The following is a 19,265-nucleotide window of genomic DNA, read 5'->3' on the forward strand; positions in this document are numbered from 1 at the left end:
ACTGCCGCATCCGGGGGTGTTAACGCAGGGGCGAATGTCCGATTGGTCCGTGACTTTCGCTCTTGTCCCCAAATTGTTAGGTAACACCGTTCTACGCAGTGGAGTTGATCCGCTCCGCAGTGTCGATTTCCGGGCCGGAAACGAAAGAAAAGAGGGCCGGATCGACCTCGCGGTGTGATCCGGCCCTCAATTACGCTGCGTCACTCCAAATGGGTGGTCCAGACCCTTCGGAGGGCGTCCGGAGGGTCAGCTGAGGCGCTCCAGCACCATCGCCATGCCCTGGCCGCCGCCGACGCACATGGTCTCCAGACCGAACTGCTTGTCGTGCCACTGCAGGGAGTTGATCAGGGTGGTGGTGATCCGGGCGCCGGTCATGCCGAACGGGTGGCCGACCGCGATCGCGCCGCCGTTGACGTTCAGCTTGTCCAGGTCGACGCCGAGGTCGCGGTAGGACGGGATGACCTGGGCGGCGAAGGCCTCGTTGATCTCGACCAGGTCGATGTCGCCGATCGTCAGACCGGCCCGCCGGAGCGCCTGCTTCGAGGCCTCGACCGGCCCGTAGCCCATGATCTCGGGGGAGAGCGCGCTGACGCCGGTGGAGACCACCCGGGCGAGCGGGGTGATGCCGAGCTCGCGGGCCTTGGTGTCGGACATGATGACCAGCGCGGCCGCGCCGTCGTTCAGCGGGCAGCAGTTACCGGCGGTCACGGTGCCGTCCGGGCGGAACACCGGCTTCAGGCCCGAGACGCCCTCCAGGGTGACGCCGGCGCGCGGGCCGTCGTCGGTGCTGACCACGGTGCCGTCCGGCGTGGTGACCGGGGTGATCTCGCGCTCCCAGAAGCCGGCCTTGATGGCGGCCTCGGCGAGGTTCTGCGAGCGGACGCCGAACTCGTCCTGCTCGGCGCGGGTGACGCCCTTGAGCGCGGCCAGGTTCTCGGCGGTCTGGCCCATCGCGATGTAGGCGTCCGGCACCAGGCCGTCCTCGCGCGGGTCGTGCCACTCGCCGCCGCCCTCCTCCGCCCGCTTCTTGGTGCGGGCCTGGGCCTCGTCGAACAGCGGGTTCATGGTGCCCGGCAGGCCGTCGGAGGTGCCGTTCACGCTGCGCGAGACGGTCTCCACGCCGGCCGAGACGAAGACGTCGCCCTCGCCCGCCCGGATCGCGTGCAGTGCCATCCGCGTGGTCTGCAGCGAGGAGGAGCAGTAGCGGGTGACGGTGGCGCCGGGCAGGTAGTCCATGCCCATCTGGACGGCCACGATGCGGGCCAGGTTGTGGCCCTGCTCGCCGCCGGGCAGGCCGCAGCCCAGCATCAGGTCGTCGATCTGGCGCGGATCGAGCTCCGGCACCTTGGCCAGGGCGGCCTGGATGATGTGGGCGGTCAGGTCGTCCGGGCGGACGTCCTTGAGCGAGCCCTTGAACGCCCGGCCGATCGGCGAACGGGCGGCGCTGACGATGACGGCTTCGGGCATGGCGGGCTCCTCGCTGGGTGACGGCGGACCTGACGTCCGGGAGGAAAGTTACCGTCTGGTAGATCAGGCGTCACCCGCGCCGGTGTGTGAGCTGGCCGACGTGTTCCCGGGGGCCGCACCGGCTTCCTTCCCGTTCTCCGGGGCGGCCGGGTGGATCCGCAGCCGGTGCCTCAGCTGGGCCCAGCGGCGGCCCGCGCCCTCCGCCGGCACGGCCGCCACCTCGGTGCCCTCCCGACCGGCCGCCGCGGCGGCGGCCACCGCGACCGGCAGCACGGTGTCGCCCGGGACGGCCGCGGCCGGGTGCTCGTCCTCCGGCCAGAGCCCGAGCGCGGCGCAGACCGAGGGCAGCACGGCCATCGCGGCGGTCGCGTAGCCCTGGGCGGAGGGGTGGTAGCGGTCGGCGGCGAACATCTCCGGGCGCGCGGCGAACTCCGGGCCCAGCAGCGAGCCCAGCGAGACCGTCCGGCCGCCCGCCTCCACCACCGCGATGGTCTGCGCGGCGGCCAGCTGCCGGCTCAGCCGGCGGGCCACCCAGCGCAGCGGCGGCCGCACCGGCTTGATCGTGCCGAGGTCCGGGCAGGTGCCCACGACCACCTCGCAGCCGTTGGCGCGCAGCGCGGCGACGGCCTCGCCGAGCTGGCGGACGGCCAGCTGGGCCGGGCTGTGCCGGGTCACGTCGTTGGCGCCGATCATGATCACGGCGACGTCGGGACGGTGCGGCAGCGCCTGCTCCAGCTGGCCGGAGAGATCGGCGGAGCGTCCGCCGGAGCGGGCCACGTTGACCAGCCGGACCGGGCGCTCGGCCACCGAGGCGAGGCCGGCGGCCAGCAGCGCGCCCGGGGTCTCGCCGGAGCGGGCCACCCCGAGGCCGGCGCCGGTGGAGTCGCCGAGGACGGCCAGGACCAGCGGGGCCTGCGGGGCGGCGGCGCGGTCGGCGAAGGCCTCCCCGTAGACGCCGTCGGCCCTGGGCGGGTGGGTCTCCAGGACGCCGATGGCCTGGACGGCGAGTTTGCTCTCGGTCACCAGCAGGCCGACCAGGCCCACCCCGAGCAGCCCGAGTCCGCCACCGCCGTAGGCCGCCGCGGTGGCGATCCGACGGGCCACCCGGGCCCGCGAGTCCTGTGCCCCTGGCATCCGGTGCCCCCTTCCCGTGCTCCCTGCCGGCCCCTCCGGGCCACGGCAACGCCTGCACAGCGCTCTTACCCGCGCGCGGGCCGGGAGTACCGGGGGCGTCGGCGGAGGTGGGCCATTGGTGGCCGCGAGCCGGAGGGGAGCCACGGGGCGGTTGCCACGCCCTAGGCTTTGCAGTACCGAGAAGCACTCGCACGCCCAGAGACCGGGAGGACCCCCGTGCGGTACCACAATTCGATCATCGATCTGGTCGGCAACACGCCGCTGGTCAAGCTGAACAAGGTCACCGAGGGCATCAGCGCGACAGTGCTGGCGAAGGTCGAGTACTTCAACCCCGGCGGTTCGGTCAAGGACCGCATCGCGATGCGCATGATCGAGGCCGCGGAGGCCTCGGGCGCCCTCAAGCCCGGCGGCACCATCGTCGAGCCGACCTCCGGCAACACCGGTGTCGGCCTGGCGATCGTGGCCCAGCAGAAGGGCTACAAGTGCATCTTCGTCTGTCCTGACAAGGTCTCGACGGACAAGATCAACACCCTGCGCGCGTACGGCGCCGAGGTGGTCGTCTGCCCGACCGCCGTCGCCCCGGAGCACCCCGACTCGTACTACAACGTCTCCGACCGCCTGGTCCGGGAGACCCCGAACGCCTGGAAGCCGGACCAGTACTCCAACCCGGACAACCCGGCCTCGCACTACCACTCCACCGGCCCGGAGCTGTGGGAGCAGACCGAGGGGAGGATCACCCACTTCGTGGCGGGCGTCGGCACCGGCGGCACCATCTCCGGCACCGGCAACTACCTGAAGGAGGTCTCCGGCGGCAAGGTCAAGGTGATCGGCGCCGACCCGGAGGGCTCGGTCTACTCGGGCGGCACCGGCCGTCCGTACCTGGTCGAGGGCGTCGGTGAGGACTTCTGGCCGACCGCCTACGACCGCTCCGTCGCGGACGGGATCGTCGCCGTCTCCGACAAGGACTCGTTCCAGATGACCCGCCGCCTGGCCAAGGAGGAGGGCCTGCTGGTCGGCGGCTCCTGCGGCATGGCCGTGGTGGCCGCGCTGGAGGTCGCCAGGAAGCTCGGCCCGGACGACGTCGTGGTGGTGCTGCTGCCGGACGGCGGCCGCGGCTACCTGTCGAAGATCTTCAACGACGACTGGATGGCCGACTACGGCTTCCTGCCCTCCTCCACGGACGAGGCGCACATCGGCGAGGTGCTGGCCCGCAAGGAGTCCATCGAGCAGGGCGGCGTCCCGCAGTTCGTCCACATGCACCCGAACGAGACGGTCGCCGAGGCGGTCCGGGTGCTGCGCGAGTACGGCGTCTCGCAGATGCCGGTGGTCTCCCCGGGTGCCGGGCACCCGGACATCATGGCCGGCGAGGTGATCGGCTCGGTGGTGGAGAAGCTGCTGCTGGAGGGCATCTTCGCCAAGGAGATCGAGCTCACCGACACGCTGGACAAGGTGATGTCCAAGCCGCTGCCGGTGGTCGGCTCGGGCGAGACCGTCACCAACCTGATGACTGTGCTGGAGAAGGCCGACGCGGCCGTCGTGCTGGTCGAGGGCAAGCCGCAGGGCATCGTCACCCGTCAGGACCTGCTGGGCTTCCTGACCGGGCGCGCCCAGCACTGACCCGCGGCCGGTACGACCGCGGCGGCGCCGACCGGCGTCGCCGACAGACCGTCACCGGCCCGGCGCAGCCGGCGGTCGGCCACCGACGGCACGTCACCGCCACGCCGTCGTACCGCCCTTCCGCGGATGGATGCGGAGGATTCGTCCACGGGGGAAGTGGTACACCGGCGTCACCTGTCCGCAGCACGTGGTTAACACGGCTCGGGCATCGTGGTGGTCAACGGCAGGACGCCGAACGAGGCGACGGCAACCGTCCGGGAGCGGCTCCCCGGCGGTCGCGGTCGGCTCCGGACACGCCGGGCGGCCCTGACCCGGCCGCCGTGTCCTCCCGTCGTGGGAGGCGCCGTCGTCCCGCCCCTGCCCGGCCCCGGCCGGCTGACAGGGTGCGGCGGCTCCCGCGGCGGAACCGCGCCGCACGGCGCGTGTCCCCGTGGCTCCCGGGTGGGGGAGCCCGTGCGGGGAACGGTGGGGCCGGTCCTTCTCCGAGGGACCGGCCCTTCCGTTCGTGCCGGCCCTTCCGTTCGTGCCGTCCATGCCGTTCGCGCCGTCCGTGCCGGGCGCGCGGGGTGTGCTCCGGGCGGCCGCCCGTGCCGCACGCCGGGCGTGGCCGTCCCGTACGCTCGCACGCATGACCAGCACTGAAACGACCGACCAGGACGCCCCGCGCTACGTCCGGGTGAAGATCGAGCTCATCGCGGAGATCACCGACGAGGGCGCCCTCAAGGCGGCCGCCCTGGAGGCGGTCACCGCCGACGAGTACCTCGACGACGAGGAGCGCGCCCAGTCCGTCGAGGCCATCGAGGTGGACCCGTCGGGTTCGCTCGCCCACTTCATCGACCCCGTCGCCCTGCTGGGCGAGGTGCCCGGCGTGGAGCTCGCCTCGGCGACCTGGGAGTCGGCGCAGACCGAGTTCGACCCGGACAACGAGGAGTGGGACGAGTACCAGGTGGACGAGTCCGCCGAGTAGGACGCGGACGCCGGTCGACGGCGCCCGCCGTCACCACCCCCCGAACGCCCGGTCCGCCTCGCGGGCCGGGCGTTTCGTCCCTGTTCGTTGGCAAGTTGGGTCATCTCATACGATCGCTTACTCTTCGGTGATGGAACCGTGAACGGGCGGATTGCGTTTCTGTATCCGTAATGCCCGGGATGATCAGCAGGGAGACGCGACGTGACGGCACGGGACGGTCAGGGACGGGCGGCCGCAAGCAGCTGGAGCCGGCGCGGGGTCCTCGCCGGACTGATCGGTGCACCCGTCCTGCTGCTGGCGGCCTGCAACGACGACACCGGCGGCAGCGGTGGCGGCGCCGGCAGCGGCTCCGGCGGAGCGAGCGGCAGCCCGGGCTCCGGCGGTGCGAGCAGCGCCCCGAAGACCTCGACCGCGGTCATCACCGTCACCCCGGCCGACGGCGCCGCCTCCGCGAGCTTCAGCGAGCCGGTCAAGGTCACCGTCGCCAACGGCACCCTGAGCAGCGTCAAGGTCACCGACACCACCGGCAAGGAGCTGGCCGGCCAGCTCTCCGCCGACAGCACCAGCTGGACCTCCGCCGCCGCCCCCGCCAGCGGTACCAAGTACACCGTCGCCGCGACCGCCTTCGACAAGGACAAGCTGGAGGCGGACTCCAACGCCGTCTTCACCACGGCGACCCCGGCCAACACCTTCGTCGGCTACTTCACCCCCGAGGACGGCTCGACGGTCGGCGTCGGCATGCCGGTCTCGATCAACTTCAGCAAGCCGATCACCGACCGCAAGGCCGTCCAGCAGGCGATCACGGTGATAGCCGAGCCGGGGGTCGAGATCGTCGGCCACTGGTTCTCCAGCACCCGGCTCGACTTCCGGCCGCAGGAGTACTGGGCCAAGGGCACCAAGGTCACCCTCAAGCTCCGGCTCAAGGACGTCGAGGGCGCCAAGGGCGTGTACGGCACCCAGTCCAAGGACGTGAAGTTCACCATCGGCCGCGCCCAGACCAGCGTCGCCGACCTCGCCACCAAGAAGCTCACCGTCACCACGGACGGCCAGGTCAGCGCGGTGTACAAGATCTCCGGCGGCTCGCCCGAGCACACCACCTGGGGCGGCAAGATGGTGATCTCCGAGCAGTACACCCAGACCCGGATGAACTCGCAGACCGTCAACCTGGGCAGCGAGTACGACATCGCGGACGTGCCGCACGCCCAGCGCCTCAGCACCTCGGGCACCTTCATCCACGGCAACTACTGGTCCTCGCCGTCGATCTTCGGCGGCCAGAACACCAGCCACGGCTGCATCGGCCTCCAGGACGCCAAGGGCGCCCAGGACACCGGCACGGACGGCTACAAGTTCTACAAGTCCTCGATGATCGGCGACGTGGTCGAGGTCGTGAACTCCGGCGACAAGACGGTCGCCCCGGACAACGGCCTGAACGGCTGGAACATGGGCTGGGCCGCCTGGAAGGCCGGCAGCGCCGTCTGACCCGGCTCCCCGATCCGGTCGGAAGAACTCCTCGGGAGGACCGAACCCCACGGCCCGCCCGAGGAGTCGAAGAGGTGTGAAACGCGAGCGGAGACAGCGCCAGGACGACGAGTTCAGCGCGTTCGTGGCCGGCTACGGCCACCGGCTGCTGCGGCTGGCCGAACTGCTGACCGGGGACCCGGACCGGGCGAAGGACATCGTGCAGTCCGCGCTGGAACGCGCCTACCTGAACTGGCACCGGATCACCTCGGACGACCCGAGCGCCTACGTCCGCCGGATCGTGGTCAACCAGCACCGCGACTGGTGGCGCCGGCTGCGCAACCACGAACTGCCCACCGAGCAGACCCCCGACCAGCCGTTCCCCGAGGACCTCGCCGAACGGCTGGCCGAGCGGGCCCTGCTGCACCAGGCGCTGGGCACCCTGACCCGCCGGGAACGGACGGTCGTGGTGCTGCGGTACTACGGGGACCTCGCCGAGGCCGACATCGCGGCCGAACTGGGCATCGCCCCGGGCACCGTGAAGAGCACGCTGCACCGGGCGATGGCCAAGCTGCGCGCACTGCCCCAGCTCGCCGACCGCTCCGGCGGGACGACGGACCCCACGACGCGCATCGAGGTGACGGTATGAGCTTCGAGGACCGGCTCGGCGAACTGCTCAAGGACGAGGACCCGTACGTGATCGGGCCGGACCCGGTGCCGATCATCGCCGCCGCCCGGCGCCGCCGGGCCAGGCGCAGAGCCGGGACCGGGGCGGCCGCCGTGGCGGTGGCCCTGGTCTGCGGGATCACCGCGGTGACGGCCGGAGGCGCCCGGCCCGCCGGGCGGGTGGCGGGCGGCGCGGCGCCGGCCGCGGCTCCGCCGGCGGGGGCGGCCTCCCCGTCGCCGGTCACCGCGTCGCCCACCGCCACGGCCGCCACCCCCACCCCGCAGGCGACCCCGAGCAGGCCGCCGCTCTCGCCGGTGTGGAGGGTCGCCGCCGGACAGGAGGTCGAGCCGGTCGACGGGCTCCGGCTGTCGGTGACCGCGACCAAGAACTGCCAGGACGCCGTCGACCGGACGACCGACGGCTACCAGGGCGTGTCGTGCGTCGACCTGAGCGACCCCGAGCTGCCGGTCGAACGGCCCGGCATCCTGATGGACCTCAGCCGGACGTCCGACCGCCTCCTCGTGCACGGCTTCTACCTGGGCCCGACCCCGGCCAGGATCGTGGTCTTCGAGGGCGGCCGGGTCACCGTCGCCACCCTGCTCATCACCGCGGGCATGAAGGACTGGGTCGGGTACTACGCCGTGCTGCCGGTGGTCGAACCGGTACCGGAGCCCGGCTGGAAGGCGCCCGCCGTCGGGGCCTACGACACCGACGGCAGGCTGCTGGCCGGTCGCGCCGGCCACACGGTGGACGGTGCCGAGGAGCAGCCGCCGGCCGTGCTCTGAGCCCTCCCGCTCACCGTCGACCGGCCCACCGTCGACCGGCTCTCCGACGATCGGCTCGCCGTCGACCGCTCACCGCTTCGCGTAGTCCGCGAAGCCCTGCCAGTCCACGATCACACACGGCTCCGGGCCCACCGTCCAGGCGTCGTGGCCGGGCGCGCAGGTCATGAAGTCCCCGGGGCCGATCTCGGACTCCTGGCCGTCGTCCATGACGATCCTCATCCGGCCGGAGACCACGTAGCCGGCGTGGGAGGCCTGGCAGCTGTCGGTCCCGGCGATCGGCTTCACGTGCTTGGACCACTGCCAACCCGGCTCGAACACGGCCCGTCCCACCGGGCCGCCGTCCAGGTTGACCAGCCGCAGCTCCCCCTTGCCCTCCTCGAAGGGGCGGACCTCCTCGGGATCGTCGAAGTTCCGCTGGTAGAGACCGGACATGGCGCACTCCTCTCCCACGAGGACGGCCCGGCCACCAGCGGGTGGCCGGGCCGGCCCTGCTGGCCCTTCCAGTCTGCGCCCCGATCGGGGACGGGTCACGTTGAGTGGCCGCGCCCCGGGGCGGGCCGGGGAGGGAGGTCAGCCCCGGGTGCGGGCCACGCCGATCGGGCAGGAGGCCCCCGTACCGCCGAGACCGCAGTAGCCGTTGGGGTTCTTGGCCTCCGACAGGTACTGCTGGTGGTACGGCTCGGCCGGGTAGAACGGCCCGGCCGGGGCGATCTCGGTGGTGATCGGGCCGTAACCGAGCGCGGTCAGCGACGGCTGGAACGCGTCCCGGGTGGCCGCCGCGGCCTCGGCCTGGGCGGGGGAGTGGGTGTAGACGGCGGAGCGGTACTGGGTGCCCACGTCGTTGCCCTGGCGGTTGCCCTGGGTCGGGTCGTGGGCCTCCCAGAAGGTCTTCAGCAGGCGCTCGTAGGAGATCACCGCCGGGTCGTACACCACCCGGACCGCCTCGGTGTGCCCGGTCAGCCCGCTGCACACCTCCTCGTACGTCGGGTGGGGGGTGTGGCCGCCCTGGTAGCCGACCAGCGTCGTCCAGACGCCGGGGAGCCGCCAGAAGGCGCGCTCGGCGCCCCAGAAGCAGCCGAGACCGAAGTCCGCCACCTCCAGGCCCTCCGGGTACGGGCCGGACAGCGGGTGCCCGAGCACGGTGTGCGGCTCGGTCAGGGTGAAGGCCGGGGTCGCCCGGCCGGGCAGCGCCTGGTCGGCGGGGACGAGCGAGGTCTTGTGGCGGTTGAACAGCACGGCCTGCTCCAGCGGGTCGGGAATCCTGGCGCAGGGTCCAACGCGGACGGCGGCCGCTGGATTCCGGCAGCGGTCCCGGGCCCCGGGCGGCGCGGCCGCGGCCCGCCGCACCCCCGCTCCCACCTGCGGGTTCGTCCCGGTTTCCGGTTCGTGCGGGCATGGCGGCATTCGCACACTAGGCTCGGACCCATGACCGAGCACCAGCTTCCTCAGGGCTTCGAGACTCTCGCCATCCACGCGGGTCAGGAAGCAGATCCCCAGACCGGGGCCGTCGTCACGCCGATCTACCAGGTGTCCACGTACAAGCAGGACGGGGTGGGCGGCCTGCGGGGCGGCTACGAGTACAGCCGCAGCGCCAACCCGACCCGCACCGCGCTGGAGGAGTGCCTCGCGGCGCTGGAGGGCGGCGCCCGCGGCCTCGCCTTCGCCTCCGGCCTCGCCGCCGAGGACACGCTGCTGCGCACCGTCCTCAAGCCGGGCGACCACATCGTCATCCCCAACGACGCCTACGGCGGCACCTTCCGGCTGTTCGCCAAGGTGCTGACCCGCTGGGGCGTCGAGTTCTCGGTGGCCAACACCCAGGACCTGGCCACCGTCCGCGAGGCGCTGCGCCCCAACACCCGCGCGGTGTGGGTGGAGACCCCGTCCAACCCGCTGCTGGGCATCACCGACCTGACCGCGCTCGCCGAGATCGCGCACGGTGCCGGCGCGCTCCTGGTGGTCGACAACACCTTCGCCAGCCCGTACCTCCAGCAGCCGATCTCGCTCGGCGCGGACGCGGTCGTGCACTCCACCACCAAGTACATGGGCGGCCACTCGGACGTGGTCGGCGGTGCGCTGGTGCTGGCCGACGCGGCCCTCGGCGAGGAGGTCGCGTACCACCAGAACGCGATGGGCGCCGTCTCCGGCCCGTTCGACGCCTGGCTGGTGCTGCGGGGCATCAAGACGCTGGGCGTCCGGATGGACCGGCACAGCGCCAACGCGGAGAAGGTCGCCGAGCTGCTGGCGAGCCACCCGAAGGTCAGCCAGGTGCTCTACCCGGGCCTGCCCGAGCACCCCGGCCACGACATCGCGGCCAAGCAGATGAAGGCCTTCGGCGGCATGGTCTCGTTCCGGGTCGCCGGCGGCGAGGAGGCGGCCGTCGAGGTCTGCAACCGCGCGCAGCTGTTCACCCTCGGCGAGTCGCTCGGCGGCGTCGAGTCGCTGATCGAGCACCCGGGCCGGATGACCCACGCCTCGGTGGCGGGCTCGGCCCTGGAGGTGCCGTCCGACCTGGTGCGCGTCTCGGTCGGCATCGAGTCGATCGACGACCTGCTGGCCGACCTCAAGCAGGCGCTCGGCTAAGGCCGTTGGGGCCCAGCGGCCCCGAACTGCCCCTGCTGGTCCGCCGTGTACGACTCCATCGCGAGGTTGAAGCGTGCCAGCAGGGCGCAGAACGCGCGCTGTTCCTCCGGCGGCCAGCCGGCCACCAGGCGGCGGGTCAACTCGGCCCGGCCGTCCCGGACTTCGGCGAGCCGGCCGGCGCCGTGCGAGGTCAGCGCGAGCCGTACGGCGCGGCGGTCGGCCGGGTCCTGCACCCGGCCGACCAGCCCGGCCGCGACCAGCGGGGCGACCTGGCGGGTCACCGTCGAGGAGTCCACGCCCAGCGCCTCGGCCAGCGCCTTGACGTTGGCCGGCCCGTGCCGGTCCAGCCGGTCGAGCAGCAGGTAGGCGGCCCGGTCCAGCGCTCCGACCCCGCCGCCGGAGGTCCGGACCTGTTCCATGCGGCGCGCGAACACCGCGAGCTGGTACTGGAGTTGGGTGTGCACGGGGTCGGTGCGGTCGGTGGCCTGGGGCGAGGTCGTCGTCATCGCGGCTCACGATCGTCGTGCGGTGAGGGAGGCTCAGAAGCAGCAGGGTACGCGGGCCGGGCGGGCCCGGGAACAGGCCCGGCATCCCGGATTGCCGCCGCCCCGCCCGTAGGCTGACGCCATGCGCAACTGGCCGATCACCCTCGACGACGTCCGCGGTGCCCAGAAGATGCTCGCCGGGGTCGCCCGGGTGACCCCGATGGAGGGCAGCCGGCACCTCTCCGGGCTGATCGGCGCACCGGTCCACCTGAAGTGCGAGAACCTCCAGCGCACCGGGTCCTTCAAGCTGCGCGGGGCGTACGTGCGGATCGCGGGACTCTCACCGGTGCAGCGGGCCGGCGGGGTGGTGGCGGCGAGCGCCGGGAACCACGCCCAGGGGGTGGCGCTGGCGGCCGCGCTGCTGGGCGTGCGCTCCACGGTGTTCATGCCGGTCGCGGCGCCGCTGCCGAAGGTCGCGGCCACCCGGGAGTACGGCGCCGACGTGCGGCTGCACGGCGCCACCGTGGACGAGGCGCTGCAGGCCGCGCAGCACTACGCGGAGGCGACCGGCGCGGTGTTCATCCACCCCTTCGACCACTGGGACGTGGTCACCGGCCAGGCGACCGTCGGGCTGGAGATCCTGGAGCAGTGCCCGGAGGTGCGGACCGTCCTGGTCGGGGTGGGCGGGGGCGGGCTGCTGGCCGGGATCGCGGCGGCGGTCAAGCCGCTGCGGCCGGACGTCCGGGTGGTCGGGGTGCAGGCGGCCGGCGCGGCCGCGTACCCGCCCTCGCTGGCGGCCGGGCGGCCGGTGTCGCTGGAGCACTTCGCCACCATGGCGGACGGGATCATGGTCGGACGCCCCGGCGACATCCCGTTCGAGGTGGTCAACACGCTGGCGGACGGCATCCGCACGGTCTCCGAGGACGCGCTGTCGCGGGCGCTGCTGCTCGGGCTGGAGCGGCTGAAGCTGGTGGTCGAGCCGGCCGGGGCGGCCCCGATCGCGGCGCTGCTGGAGCGGCCGGACTCCTTCGAGGGCCCGGTGGTGGCGGTGCTGTCCGGCGGCAACATCGATCCGCAGCTGATGCAGCGGGTGCTGCGGCACGGGCTGGCGGCGGCCGGGCGCTACCTGTCGCTGCGGGTGCGGCTGGCGGACAAGCCGGGTGCGCTGGCGGACCTGCTGGGGGTGCTGACCAGGGTGGACGCCAACGTGCTGGACGTGGCGCACGTGCGCACCGACCCGCGGCTGGGGCTGACCGAGGTCGAGGTGGACCTGCACCTGGAGACCAAGGGGCCGGAGCACTGCGCGCTGGTGGTCGGGGAGTTGCGGGACGCGGGGTACGTGGTCTGCGACTGAGCCCGGTCCGTCCCCGGCCGGCCCCGGTCCGTCTCGGATCGGCCCTGGACCGGCTCCGACCGGGCCCGGTCCCTTGACGCGATATATCGCGTACTGGGAGACTCGCGATACATCGCGTTCTGGTCCCACGGGTCGGGAATCGAGTCGCCCGCATGCCCGGAAACAGGGCAGAGTGGGACAGATCGCCCCATACGTTCGAGGAGATGAGGCAAGGCCATGGCGCCAGCCATCCAAGCCGAGAACCTGGTGAAGACCTTCGGCGACGTACGAGCCCTGGACGGCGTCAGCCTCGACGTCCCCGAGGGCACGGTGCTCGGGCTGCTCGGCCCGAACGGCGCCGGGAAGACCACCACCGTGCGGGTCCTCACCACCCTGCTCCGTCCCGACTCCGGCCGCGCGGTGGTCGCCGGGGTCGACGTGCTCAAGCATCCCAACCGGGTCCGCAGCCTGATCGGCCTGTCCGGCCAGTACGCGGCGGTCGACGAGTACCTGACCGGTTTCGAGAACCTCACCATGGTCGGCGAGCTCTACCAGATGAGCAACCGCGCCGCGAAGGCCCGCGCGCTGGAGCTGCTGGAGTGGTTCAACCTCACCGGGGCCAAGGACCGCACCGCCAAGACCTACTCCGGCGGCATGCGCCGGCGCCTGGACCTCGCCGCCGCGCTGGTCGTCCGGCCGCCGGTGATGTTCCTGGACGAGCCGACCACCGGCCTCGACCCGCGCAACCGGCTCGCGCTCTGGGAGGTCATCGAGACGCTGGTCGAGCAGGGCACCACGCTGCTGCTCACCACCCAGTACCTGGAGGAGGCCGACCGGCTCGCCCACGACATCGCGGTGGTCGACCACGGCCGGGTGATCGCCCGCGGCACGGCCGACCAGCTCAAGGCGCAGATCGGCGGCGAGCGGATCGAGGTCGTGGTGCACGAGCCGGGCCGGATGTCCGACGCCGTCGCCGCGCTCTCCGGCTACGCGCTGGGCGAGCCGACGGTGGAGAAGAACACCCGCCGGATCACCGTGCCGATCAGCGGCGGCGCCCGGGTGCTCGCCGACGCGATCCGCGAACTGGACTCCCGCGGGATCGAGATGGACGACATCGGGCTGCGCCGCCCGACCCTGGACGACGTCTTCCTCACCCTCACCGGCCACGTCGCCGAGGAGCGGGCCGAGGACGAGGGCGCCCCCGGCCCCGACGGACGCGGCCGGGGCAGGGGCGGCGCGAACGGGTCGGGCCCGGACGAGCAGGCGGCCGTCGCGGCCGGGAAGGAGAGCTGAGATGGGCACCGCCACCGAGCACGCCATCGGCCCGGCGATGCCCCGGCAGCGCCGGGGGGCCGCCGCCGCCCTGCACGACTCCTGGGTGGTCGCCAAGCGCAACCTGCGCCGGATGACCCGCATCCCGGAGATCGTGGTCTTCGGGCTGATGCAGCCGGTCATGTTCGTGCTGCTGTTCTCGTACGTGATGGGCGGGGCCATCAAGATCCCCGGTGCGAGCTCCAGCTCGGACACGTACATCCAGTTCCTGATGGCCGGCATCTTCGCCCAGACCGTCACCTTCGCCGTGGCCGGCGCCTCGGCGGGCATCGCGGAGGACATGAGCAAGGGGCTGGTGGACCGGTTCCGCTCGCTGCCGATGGCCCGGTCGGCGGTGCTGGTCGGCCGCACCCTCGCGGACCTGTGCCAGACCGCGTTCATCCTGGTCGTGCTGGCGCTGGTCGCGCTGCTGGTCGGCTGGCGGATCCACGAGGGCGCGTTCAAGGCGCTCGGCGCGTTCGGGCTGCTGCTCCTGCTCGGCTACGCCTTCTCCTGGATCGGCGCGCTGATCGGCCTGTCGGTGCGCAGCCCCGAGGCGGCCACCTCGGCCGGGCTGATCTGGCTGTTCCCGCTGACCTTCGTGTCCAACGCCTTCGTGCCGGTCACCTCGATGCCGGGCTGGCTGCAGGGGGTCGCGTACTGGAACCCGTTCAGCGCCACCGTGCAGGCCTGCCGGGTGCTGTTCGGCAACCAGGTCGGGCCGGTGGACGACGCCTGGCCGATGCAGCACGCGGCGCTGGTGTCGGTGCTCTGGTCGGTCGTGATCACCGCGGTGTTCTCCTGGCTGGCGGTGCGCAAGTACCGCTCGTCCACCGCCTGACGGGCACCGCGTCTCCGCCGGCCGGCGGGCGCGGCCCGGAACGTGCGAGGGCGGCCGCGGAAGTCCCGGACTTCCGCGGCCGCCCTCGCACCGTGCGGCCGGATCAGCCGGCGTGCGGCACGACCTTGACGATCTTCACCATGGCGGGCTTGCCGTTCGGCAGCTCGTAGGTGGCCTCGTCGCCGATCTTCTTGCCGTCGATCGCGCGGCCCAGCGGCGACTGCGGGGAGTAGACGTCCAGCGTGTCGGAGCCCGCCACCTCGCGCGAGGCGAGCAGGAACTCCATGAGGTCGTCCTCGTCGCCGTCGAAGGCGACCGTGACGACCATGCCCGGGGCCACCACGCCCGAGTCGGCCGGCGCCTCGCCGACCTTGGCGCGCTCCAGCAGCTGGGTCAGCTGGCGGATGCGCAGCTCGTACTTGCCCTGCTCCTCCTTCGCCGCGTGGTAGCCGGCGTTCTCCTTGAGGTCGCCCTCCTCGCGCGCCGCCTCGATCTTCTGGGCGATCTCGATGCGCCAGGGCCCGGTCAGGTGGTCCAGCTCGGCCTTGAGCTGGTCGTAGCCGGCCTGAGTGAGCCAGGTCACGTTCTCACTGGTCTGGGTCACGGGTGCTCCTCGTAGGTGCTGGGGCTGTGCTGAGGGTGTGAGTCGTCAGCAGGGTCGGTGGTGATATCGGTCTCAACTACAAAGCAACGCCCGCTCCCGTACCATCCGGTGCGGAAGGGGCGAAACCACGAGCCTAACAAGTCCTGCTGACAAGCGGGAGAGCCGTTTGCGCGCCATTGACGGCGGCATGACGCCCGGGTGTACGGCAACGGAGTGCGGGACCCTCTACGGATGCCCGCTCTCCGGATCGAATATGCGCGCTACCGGGGGCGGGCGCGCGGCCCGGGGCGCGTGTCGCCGGGGGTGCGCGCCGCTCGGCGCGGGGCGGTGGCGGGTGCGCCGCCCGGGCGCGTCGGCCGGGTGTCGCGCGGGTGCCGCCCGGGCGCGTCGCCCGGTGCGCGGGCCCGGCCGCCGTGCGCCGTTCGGGGCGCGCTACTCGGCCGGGGTGCAGCCCAGCAGTTCGGCGGTGGTGCCGCGCGAGGTGGTGCGCAGGGTGACCACCGCGTCGTAGCTGGAGCCGGCCGCCGGGACCGGGAAGTCGGCCACCCCGACCACCGCGTGGTCGTCGGACTGCGAGCGGACCGTGCAGGTGCCGGCCTGCCCGTCGCCCTTGCGCACGGTGAGGTGCAGCTGGACCTCGGAGTCGGAGAGCACCTGGAAGGTCGGCACCGAGCCGTTGATCTTCGACTCGCGCAGCAGGTAGGAGCCGCCCAGCCAGGCGACCAGGCCCAGGCCGAGCACGCCGCAGACCGCGCCGACCACCTTCAGACGGCGGTCCGGGTCGCGGTCGCCGCCGCGGCCGTAACGCCCCTCGGGCAGACCGGTGGCGGTGGTGTCTGCACTCATCGGACTCCGTCCTCTCCTGGGGGAGGGGCCGCGCGGGGTGGTGCGGGGGAATGCGACGCTCCTCCAGTCCGTCACTATAGGAGGGGCACGCCCGCGGCCGGTCCGGCGGGGGCAGGGCCCGGCCGCGCCGGAGACGTTCAGCGGCCCGGTCCCGCGGCGACGCGGTCCCGTAGTGAGCGGTTCGTACGGTGGGCGGACCCGGACTCCGCGGAACGCCCGACGAGTGTGGAAGGAACGCAAGGCGTTGACTGAGCAGTTGCGACTGATGGCGGTGCACGCCCACCCGGACGACGAGTCCAGCAAGGGCGCGGCCACCATGGCCATGTACGTCGAGCAGGGCGTGGACGTGCTGGTGGCCACCTGCACGGGGGGCGAGCGCGGGTCGGTCCTCAACCCCAAGCTCCAGGGGGACCCGTACATCGAGGAGAACATCCACGAGGTGCGCCGCAAGGAGATGGACGAGGCGCGGGCGATCCTCGGCGTCGAGCAGGCCTGGCTGGGCTTCGTGGACTCCGGTCTGCCCGAGGGGGACCCGCTGCCCCCGCTGCCCGAGGGGTGCTTCGCCCTCCAGGACGTCAAGGAGGCGGCGGAGCCGCTGGTCCGGCTGATCCGCGAGTTCAAGCCGCAGGTCATCACGACCTACGACGAGAACGGCGGCTACCCGCACCCGGACCACATCATGACCCACAAGATCACCATGCTGGCCTTCGACGCCGCGGGTGACCCGGACGCCTACCCGGAGGCCGGCGAGCCCTGGCAGCCGCTCAAGCTGTACTACAACCACGGCTTCCCGATGGGCCGCATCCGGGCCCTGCACGAGTACCTCACCGAGCACGGCCACGAGTCGCCGTACGGCGAGTGGATCGAGGGGTGGGAGAAGAGCGGCCGCAAGGAGCGCGAGATCACCACCCGGGTCCGCTGCGGCGACTGGTTCGAGACCCGCGACCGCGCGCTGATCGCCCACGCGACCCAGATCGACCCGGACGGCCCGTGGTTCCGCGTCCCGCTGGACGTCCAGCGGGAGGTCTGGCCCACCGAGGACTACGAGCTCGCCCGTACCCTGGTCGACGTGGACCTGCCGGAGGACGACCTGTTCGCCGGCCTGCGCACCCCCACCCTGGCGGCCGAGGCCGCCGACACGCGCGACTGAACGACCCCCCGACGGCCCGGCTCCGCGTGAGCCGGGCCACCATAGAGATATGAGTGCCTCCGTGAACCTCGTCCACCTCGCCGCTGACCTCGCCGTCGACGACGCCAAGGTCACCCCCGGCCTCCTCGGCTTCGTCGTCTTCGCCGCCCTGGGCGTCGCGACCTGGTTCCTGGCCAAGTCGATGAACAAGCAGTTCAAGAAGGTCGACTTCGTCGAGCAGCCGGAGGCCCCGAAGGAGTGAGCCGTCGGCCGGTCCCCGCGGGGAACCGGCCTTCGGCGAAGCCGCCCTGCCGGGCCGTCCGGCTTCGTAGGATCCCGGACCATGACGTGGTCGTGGCACACCGTGGTGCGCAGGGCGGGGTACGGAACGGCGGTGGCGGGGGTGCTGGCGGCCGCGGCGGCGGGGCTGGGGGACCCGGGGCCGCTGATCGTCGGATCCGCTGTGGTGACGGTGGTGGCCGGGCTGTTGCCGGCGCTCTGGGCCCCGGGGCGGGTGCGCGCGGTCGGCCCTTCGGTGCTGGCCGCCGGCGTCGTCTCGCTGCTGGTGACCGCCGGCTACCGCGGACCGGCGTCCGGCGCCATCGAGACCTGGTGGCTGCTGGAGACCGTGGCGCTGCTGGCCCTGATCGTCCCCGCGGTGCGCAGGCCCCCGGCGGCGGCCGCCTTCGGCCACGGCGCGCTGCTGGTCGTGGCGGTGGCGCTGGTGCCGCTGCGGGTCGGGGTGTGGGCCGACCCGCCGGCCCCGCCCTCCGTGACCACCAAGCTCTGCCTGACCTCGGCCCTGTTGTCCTGCGCGGTGGTGGGGGTGGGCTGCTACCTGCGCTCGATGGACACCCGGGCCCGGGCCGCGGTGGCGGCCGAACGGCGGGCGCAGCGCCTGGACCTGGCCCGCGACCTGCACGACTTCGCCGCGCACGACGTCACCGGGGTGGTGGTGCTGGCCCAGGCCGCGCAGGTGCTGGCCCAGCAGGACCCCCGGCAGGTGGTCGAGCTGCTGGCCGGGATCGAGGCGGCCGGCCGGCAGGCGCTGGTCACCATGGACCGGACCGTGCAGGTCTTCGCGGCGGACGACGGCGACCCGGAGCCGCGCGGGCGGTTCGGGGCGGCGGTCGCGGACCCGGCGGCGGCCGGGGGGACGGGGCGGCCGGCGGGCGGGCCCGGCGTGCGCAGTCTGCGCCGCGACCTGAGCGAACTGCCCGCGCTGGCCGAGCGGTTCACCCGCAGCGGCTCCGCGCGGGTGCGGCTGGAGGCTCCGGACGAGGCCGAGCTGGCGGAGCTGCCGGCGGCGATCAGCGGGCTCGGCTACCGGCTGGTGGTGGAGGCGCTGACCAACGTGCGCCGGCACGCGCCCGGGGCCCGGGAGGTGGCGATCGAGGTCGGTGCGGCCCGGCACGGCGGGCGGTCGGCGCTGCGGGTCACGGTCACCGACGACGGGGCGCCGGGTGGGGTGGGGGACTCCGGGGGTGCGGGTGGTGGCGACGGTGCCGGTGCCGGGGGCGCCGGAGGAACCGGGGGTGCCGGCGGGGCGCTGGGCGGGGCCGAGCGGGAGGGCGGCGGTTTCGGGCTCGCGGGGCTGCGGGAGCGGGTGGAGGCGGCCGGCGGCGAGCTGACGGCCGGGCCGGGGCCGGCGGGCGGCTGGCGGGTGGCGGCGGTGATCCCAACGGAGGGCGTGGCGGGTCTCGGGGGCTGACCCGGCCGGTCGGCGCGTCGCTCCGGGCCTGCCGGTGGGGCGTTCCGGGCTTGTCGACGGGGGTTGCCGGCAGGGGCTGCCGGTGGGGCGTTCCGGGCCGGCCTGTGGGGCGTTCCGGGCGGGCTCACGGGCCGGACCAGGCCGTTCGGCACATGCGGAGGCGGTCGATTCGGCCGTCCGGAAGATCGAATGGGCCGATCGGCCGATGGCGGCGCGCCGCGGCGGCGGGCAAGGATGATGTACGGCGATCAGGGAGCGGGGGTTCCCCTGGGCCGTCATGACCGCAGAACCCCGAGCGGGGGATCAGCCTGTGATTCGCATTGCCATGTC

Annotated in this window: 19 protein-coding genes; 12 read left to right on the forward strand and 7 right to left on the reverse strand. The window is 73.2% G+C overall.

Annotated features, from left to right (window positions below):
• Positions 1–246: 246 nt before the first annotated feature.
• On the reverse strand, positions 247–1,467 hold the full coding sequence (locus ACIQI7_RS25975) for an acetyl-CoA C-acetyltransferase (RefSeq protein WP_401113859.1): 1,221 nt from the start codon (positions 1,465–1,467) through the stop codon (positions 247–249).
• A gap of 63 nt (positions 1,468–1,530) precedes the next feature.
• Complete coding sequence (locus tag ACIQI7_RS25980; RefSeq protein WP_401113862.1) at positions 1,531–2,601, reverse strand: SGNH/GDSL hydrolase family protein; 1,071 nt, start codon at positions 2,599–2,601, stop codon at positions 1,531–1,533.
• 216 nt (positions 2,602–2,817) lie between these two features.
• Between ACIQI7_RS25980 and ACIQI7_RS25985 the strand changes: the two genes are divergently transcribed.
• From ACIQI7_RS25985 to ACIQI7_RS26005, 5 genes are all read left to right on the forward strand, one after another.
• Positions 2,818–4,218, forward strand: coding sequence for a cystathionine beta-synthase (locus tag ACIQI7_RS25985; protein ID WP_401113865.1), 1,401 nt, complete (start codon positions 2,818–2,820; stop codon positions 4,216–4,218).
• A gap of 628 nt (positions 4,219–4,846) precedes the next feature.
• Positions 4,847–5,185: a hypothetical protein gene (locus tag ACIQI7_RS25990; RefSeq protein ID WP_387749632.1), complete on the forward strand. Its 339-nt coding sequence runs from the start codon at positions 4,847–4,849 to the stop codon at positions 5,183–5,185.
• Between the two features lie 201 nt (positions 5,186–5,386).
• The gene (locus ACIQI7_RS25995; RefSeq protein WP_401113868.1) at positions 5,387–6,664 is read left to right on the forward strand and encodes an Ig-like domain-containing protein; all 1,278 of its coding nucleotides are present in this window, start codon (positions 5,387–5,389) and stop codon (positions 6,662–6,664) included.
• Positions 6,665–6,740: 76 nt separating this feature from the next.
• The gene (locus tag ACIQI7_RS26000) at positions 6,741–7,292 is read left to right on the forward strand and encodes a SigE family RNA polymerase sigma factor (RefSeq protein ID WP_401113871.1); all 552 of its coding nucleotides are present in this window, start codon (positions 6,741–6,743) and stop codon (positions 7,290–7,292) included.
• Positions 7,289–8,095 carry a hypothetical protein gene (locus ACIQI7_RS26005; RefSeq protein ID WP_401113874.1) on the forward strand — a complete coding sequence of 269 codons (807 nt, stop codon included), beginning with the start codon at positions 7,289–7,291 and terminating at the stop codon, positions 8,093–8,095. Before ACIQI7_RS26000 ends, ACIQI7_RS26005 begins: the two co-directional genes overlap by 4 nt.
• Before the next feature lie 69 nt (positions 8,096–8,164).
• Here the strand turns inward: ACIQI7_RS26005 and ACIQI7_RS26010 are convergent, their stop codons facing one another.
• Both ACIQI7_RS26010 and msrA read right to left on the reverse strand, forming a co-directional pair.
• Positions 8,165–8,527 carry a cupin domain-containing protein gene (locus ACIQI7_RS26010; protein WP_387749643.1) on the reverse strand — a complete coding sequence of 121 codons (363 nt, stop codon included), beginning with the start codon at positions 8,525–8,527 and terminating at the stop codon, positions 8,165–8,167.
• Positions 8,528–8,665: 138 nt separating this feature from the next.
• Complete coding sequence (msrA, locus tag ACIQI7_RS26015; RefSeq protein WP_401113878.1) at positions 8,666–9,331, reverse strand: peptide-methionine (S)-S-oxide reductase MsrA; 666 nt, start codon at positions 9,329–9,331, stop codon at positions 8,666–8,668.
• Between the two features lie 189 nt (positions 9,332–9,520).
• On the opposite strand from msrA, the gene ACIQI7_RS26020 reads away from it, so the two are divergent.
• Positions 9,521–10,675, forward strand: a complete 1,155-nt coding sequence (locus ACIQI7_RS26020; protein WP_401113881.1) for a cystathionine gamma-synthase — start codon at positions 9,521–9,523, stop codon at positions 10,673–10,675.
• Here ACIQI7_RS26020 and ACIQI7_RS26025 read toward each other — a convergent pair.
• Positions 10,672–11,181, reverse strand: a complete 510-nt coding sequence (locus tag ACIQI7_RS26025; RefSeq protein WP_387749651.1) for a MarR family winged helix-turn-helix transcriptional regulator — start codon at positions 11,179–11,181, stop codon at positions 10,672–10,674. The two genes, ACIQI7_RS26020 and ACIQI7_RS26025, sit on opposite strands and share 4 nt — an antisense overlap.
• A 121-nt stretch (positions 11,182–11,302) precedes the next feature.
• On the opposite strand from ACIQI7_RS26025, the gene ilvA reads away from it, so the two are divergent.
• The 3 genes from ilvA to ACIQI7_RS26040 all read left to right on the forward strand — a co-directional run bounded on the left by ilvA (position 11,303) and on the right by ACIQI7_RS26040 (position 14,645).
• Positions 11,303–12,514 carry a threonine ammonia-lyase gene (gene ilvA / locus ACIQI7_RS26030; protein WP_401113885.1) on the forward strand — a complete coding sequence of 404 codons (1,212 nt, stop codon included), beginning with the start codon at positions 11,303–11,305 and terminating at the stop codon, positions 12,512–12,514.
• A gap of 216 nt (positions 12,515–12,730) precedes the next feature.
• Positions 12,731–13,786, forward strand: coding sequence for an ATP-binding cassette domain-containing protein (locus tag ACIQI7_RS26035; RefSeq protein ID WP_401113887.1), 1,056 nt, complete (start codon positions 12,731–12,733; stop codon positions 13,784–13,786).
• Position 13,787: 1 nt separating this feature from the next.
• A complete protein-coding gene (locus ACIQI7_RS26040; protein WP_387749659.1) occupies positions 13,788–14,645 on the forward strand; it encodes an ABC transporter permease in 858 nt (285 codons plus the stop codon).
• A 103-nt stretch (positions 14,646–14,748) separates the two neighbouring features.
• On the opposite strand, the gene greA is transcribed toward ACIQI7_RS26040, so the two are convergent.
• Positions 14,749–15,249 carry a transcription elongation factor GreA gene (gene greA, locus ACIQI7_RS26045; RefSeq protein WP_387749662.1) on the reverse strand — a complete coding sequence of 167 codons (501 nt, stop codon included), beginning with the start codon at positions 15,247–15,249 and terminating at the stop codon, positions 14,749–14,751.
• 432 nt (positions 15,250–15,681) lie between these two features.
• Positions 15,682–16,095, reverse strand: a complete 414-nt coding sequence (locus tag ACIQI7_RS26050) for a DUF4307 domain-containing protein (RefSeq protein WP_401113891.1) — start codon at positions 16,093–16,095, stop codon at positions 15,682–15,684.
• Between the two features lie 244 nt (positions 16,096–16,339).
• Between ACIQI7_RS26050 and mca the strand changes: the two genes are divergently transcribed.
• The 3 genes from mca (at position 16,340) to ACIQI7_RS26065 (ending at position 18,935) form a co-directional block, all read left to right on the forward strand.
• Positions 16,340–17,245: a mycothiol conjugate amidase Mca gene (gene mca / locus ACIQI7_RS26055; protein WP_401113893.1), complete on the forward strand. Its 906-nt coding sequence runs from the start codon at positions 16,340–16,342 to the stop codon at positions 17,243–17,245.
• A gap of 49 nt (positions 17,246–17,294) precedes the next feature.
• Positions 17,295–17,486 (forward strand): hypothetical protein, encoded by a 192-nt coding sequence (locus ACIQI7_RS26060; protein ID WP_387749670.1) that lies wholly within the window; start codon positions 17,295–17,297, stop codon positions 17,484–17,486.
• 81 nt (positions 17,487–17,567) lie between these two features.
• The gene (locus ACIQI7_RS26065) at positions 17,568–18,935 is read left to right on the forward strand and encodes a sensor histidine kinase (RefSeq protein WP_401113895.1); all 1,368 of its coding nucleotides are present in this window, start codon (positions 17,568–17,570) and stop codon (positions 18,933–18,935) included.
• Positions 18,936–19,265: the final 330 nt, after the last annotated feature.

It is taken from the genome of Kitasatospora sp. NPDC092039 (assembly GCF_044756065.1).
GTDB lineage: Bacteria > Actinomycetota > Actinomycetes > Streptomycetales > Streptomycetaceae > Kitasatospora.

Coding starts and splice junctions, on each gene's coding strand:
- ACIQI7_RS26040 (WP_387749659.1), top strand. CDS start 13,788: ATGGGCACCGCCACCGAGCACGCCATCGGCCCGGCGATGCCCCGGCAG.
- ACIQI7_RS26005 (WP_401113874.1), top strand. CDS start 7,289: ATGAGCTTCGAGGACCGGCTCGGCGAACTGCTCAAGGACGAGGACCCG.
- ACIQI7_RS25975 (WP_401113859.1), bottom strand. CDS start 1,467: ATGCCCGAAGCCGTCATCGTCAGCGCCGCCCGTTCGCCGATCGGCCGG.
- ACIQI7_RS26010 (WP_387749643.1), bottom strand. CDS start 8,527: ATGTCCGGTCTCTACCAGCGGAACTTCGACGATCCCGAGGAGGTCCGC.
- ilvA (WP_401113885.1), top strand. CDS start 11,303: ATGCGCAACTGGCCGATCACCCTCGACGACGTCCGCGGTGCCCAGAAG.
- ACIQI7_RS26065 (WP_401113895.1), top strand. CDS start 17,568: ATGACGTGGTCGTGGCACACCGTGGTGCGCAGGGCGGGGTACGGAACG.
- ACIQI7_RS26025 (WP_387749651.1), bottom strand. CDS start 11,181: ATGACGACGACCTCGCCCCAGGCCACCGACCGCACCGACCCCGTGCAC.
- ACIQI7_RS25990 (WP_387749632.1), top strand. CDS start 4,847: ATGACCAGCACTGAAACGACCGACCAGGACGCCCCGCGCTACGTCCGG.
- ACIQI7_RS26050 (WP_401113891.1), bottom strand. CDS start 16,095: ATGAGTGCAGACACCACCGCCACCGGTCTGCCCGAGGGGCGTTACGGC.
- ACIQI7_RS26035 (WP_401113887.1), top strand. CDS start 12,731: ATGGCGCCAGCCATCCAAGCCGAGAACCTGGTGAAGACCTTCGGCGAC.
- ACIQI7_RS25980 (WP_401113862.1), bottom strand. CDS start 2,601: ATGCCAGGGGCACAGGACTCGCGGGCCCGGGTGGCCCGTCGGATCGCC.
- ACIQI7_RS26020 (WP_401113881.1), top strand. CDS start 9,521: ATGACCGAGCACCAGCTTCCTCAGGGCTTCGAGACTCTCGCCATCCAC.
- ACIQI7_RS26060 (WP_387749670.1), top strand. CDS start 17,295: ATGAGTGCCTCCGTGAACCTCGTCCACCTCGCCGCTGACCTCGCCGTC.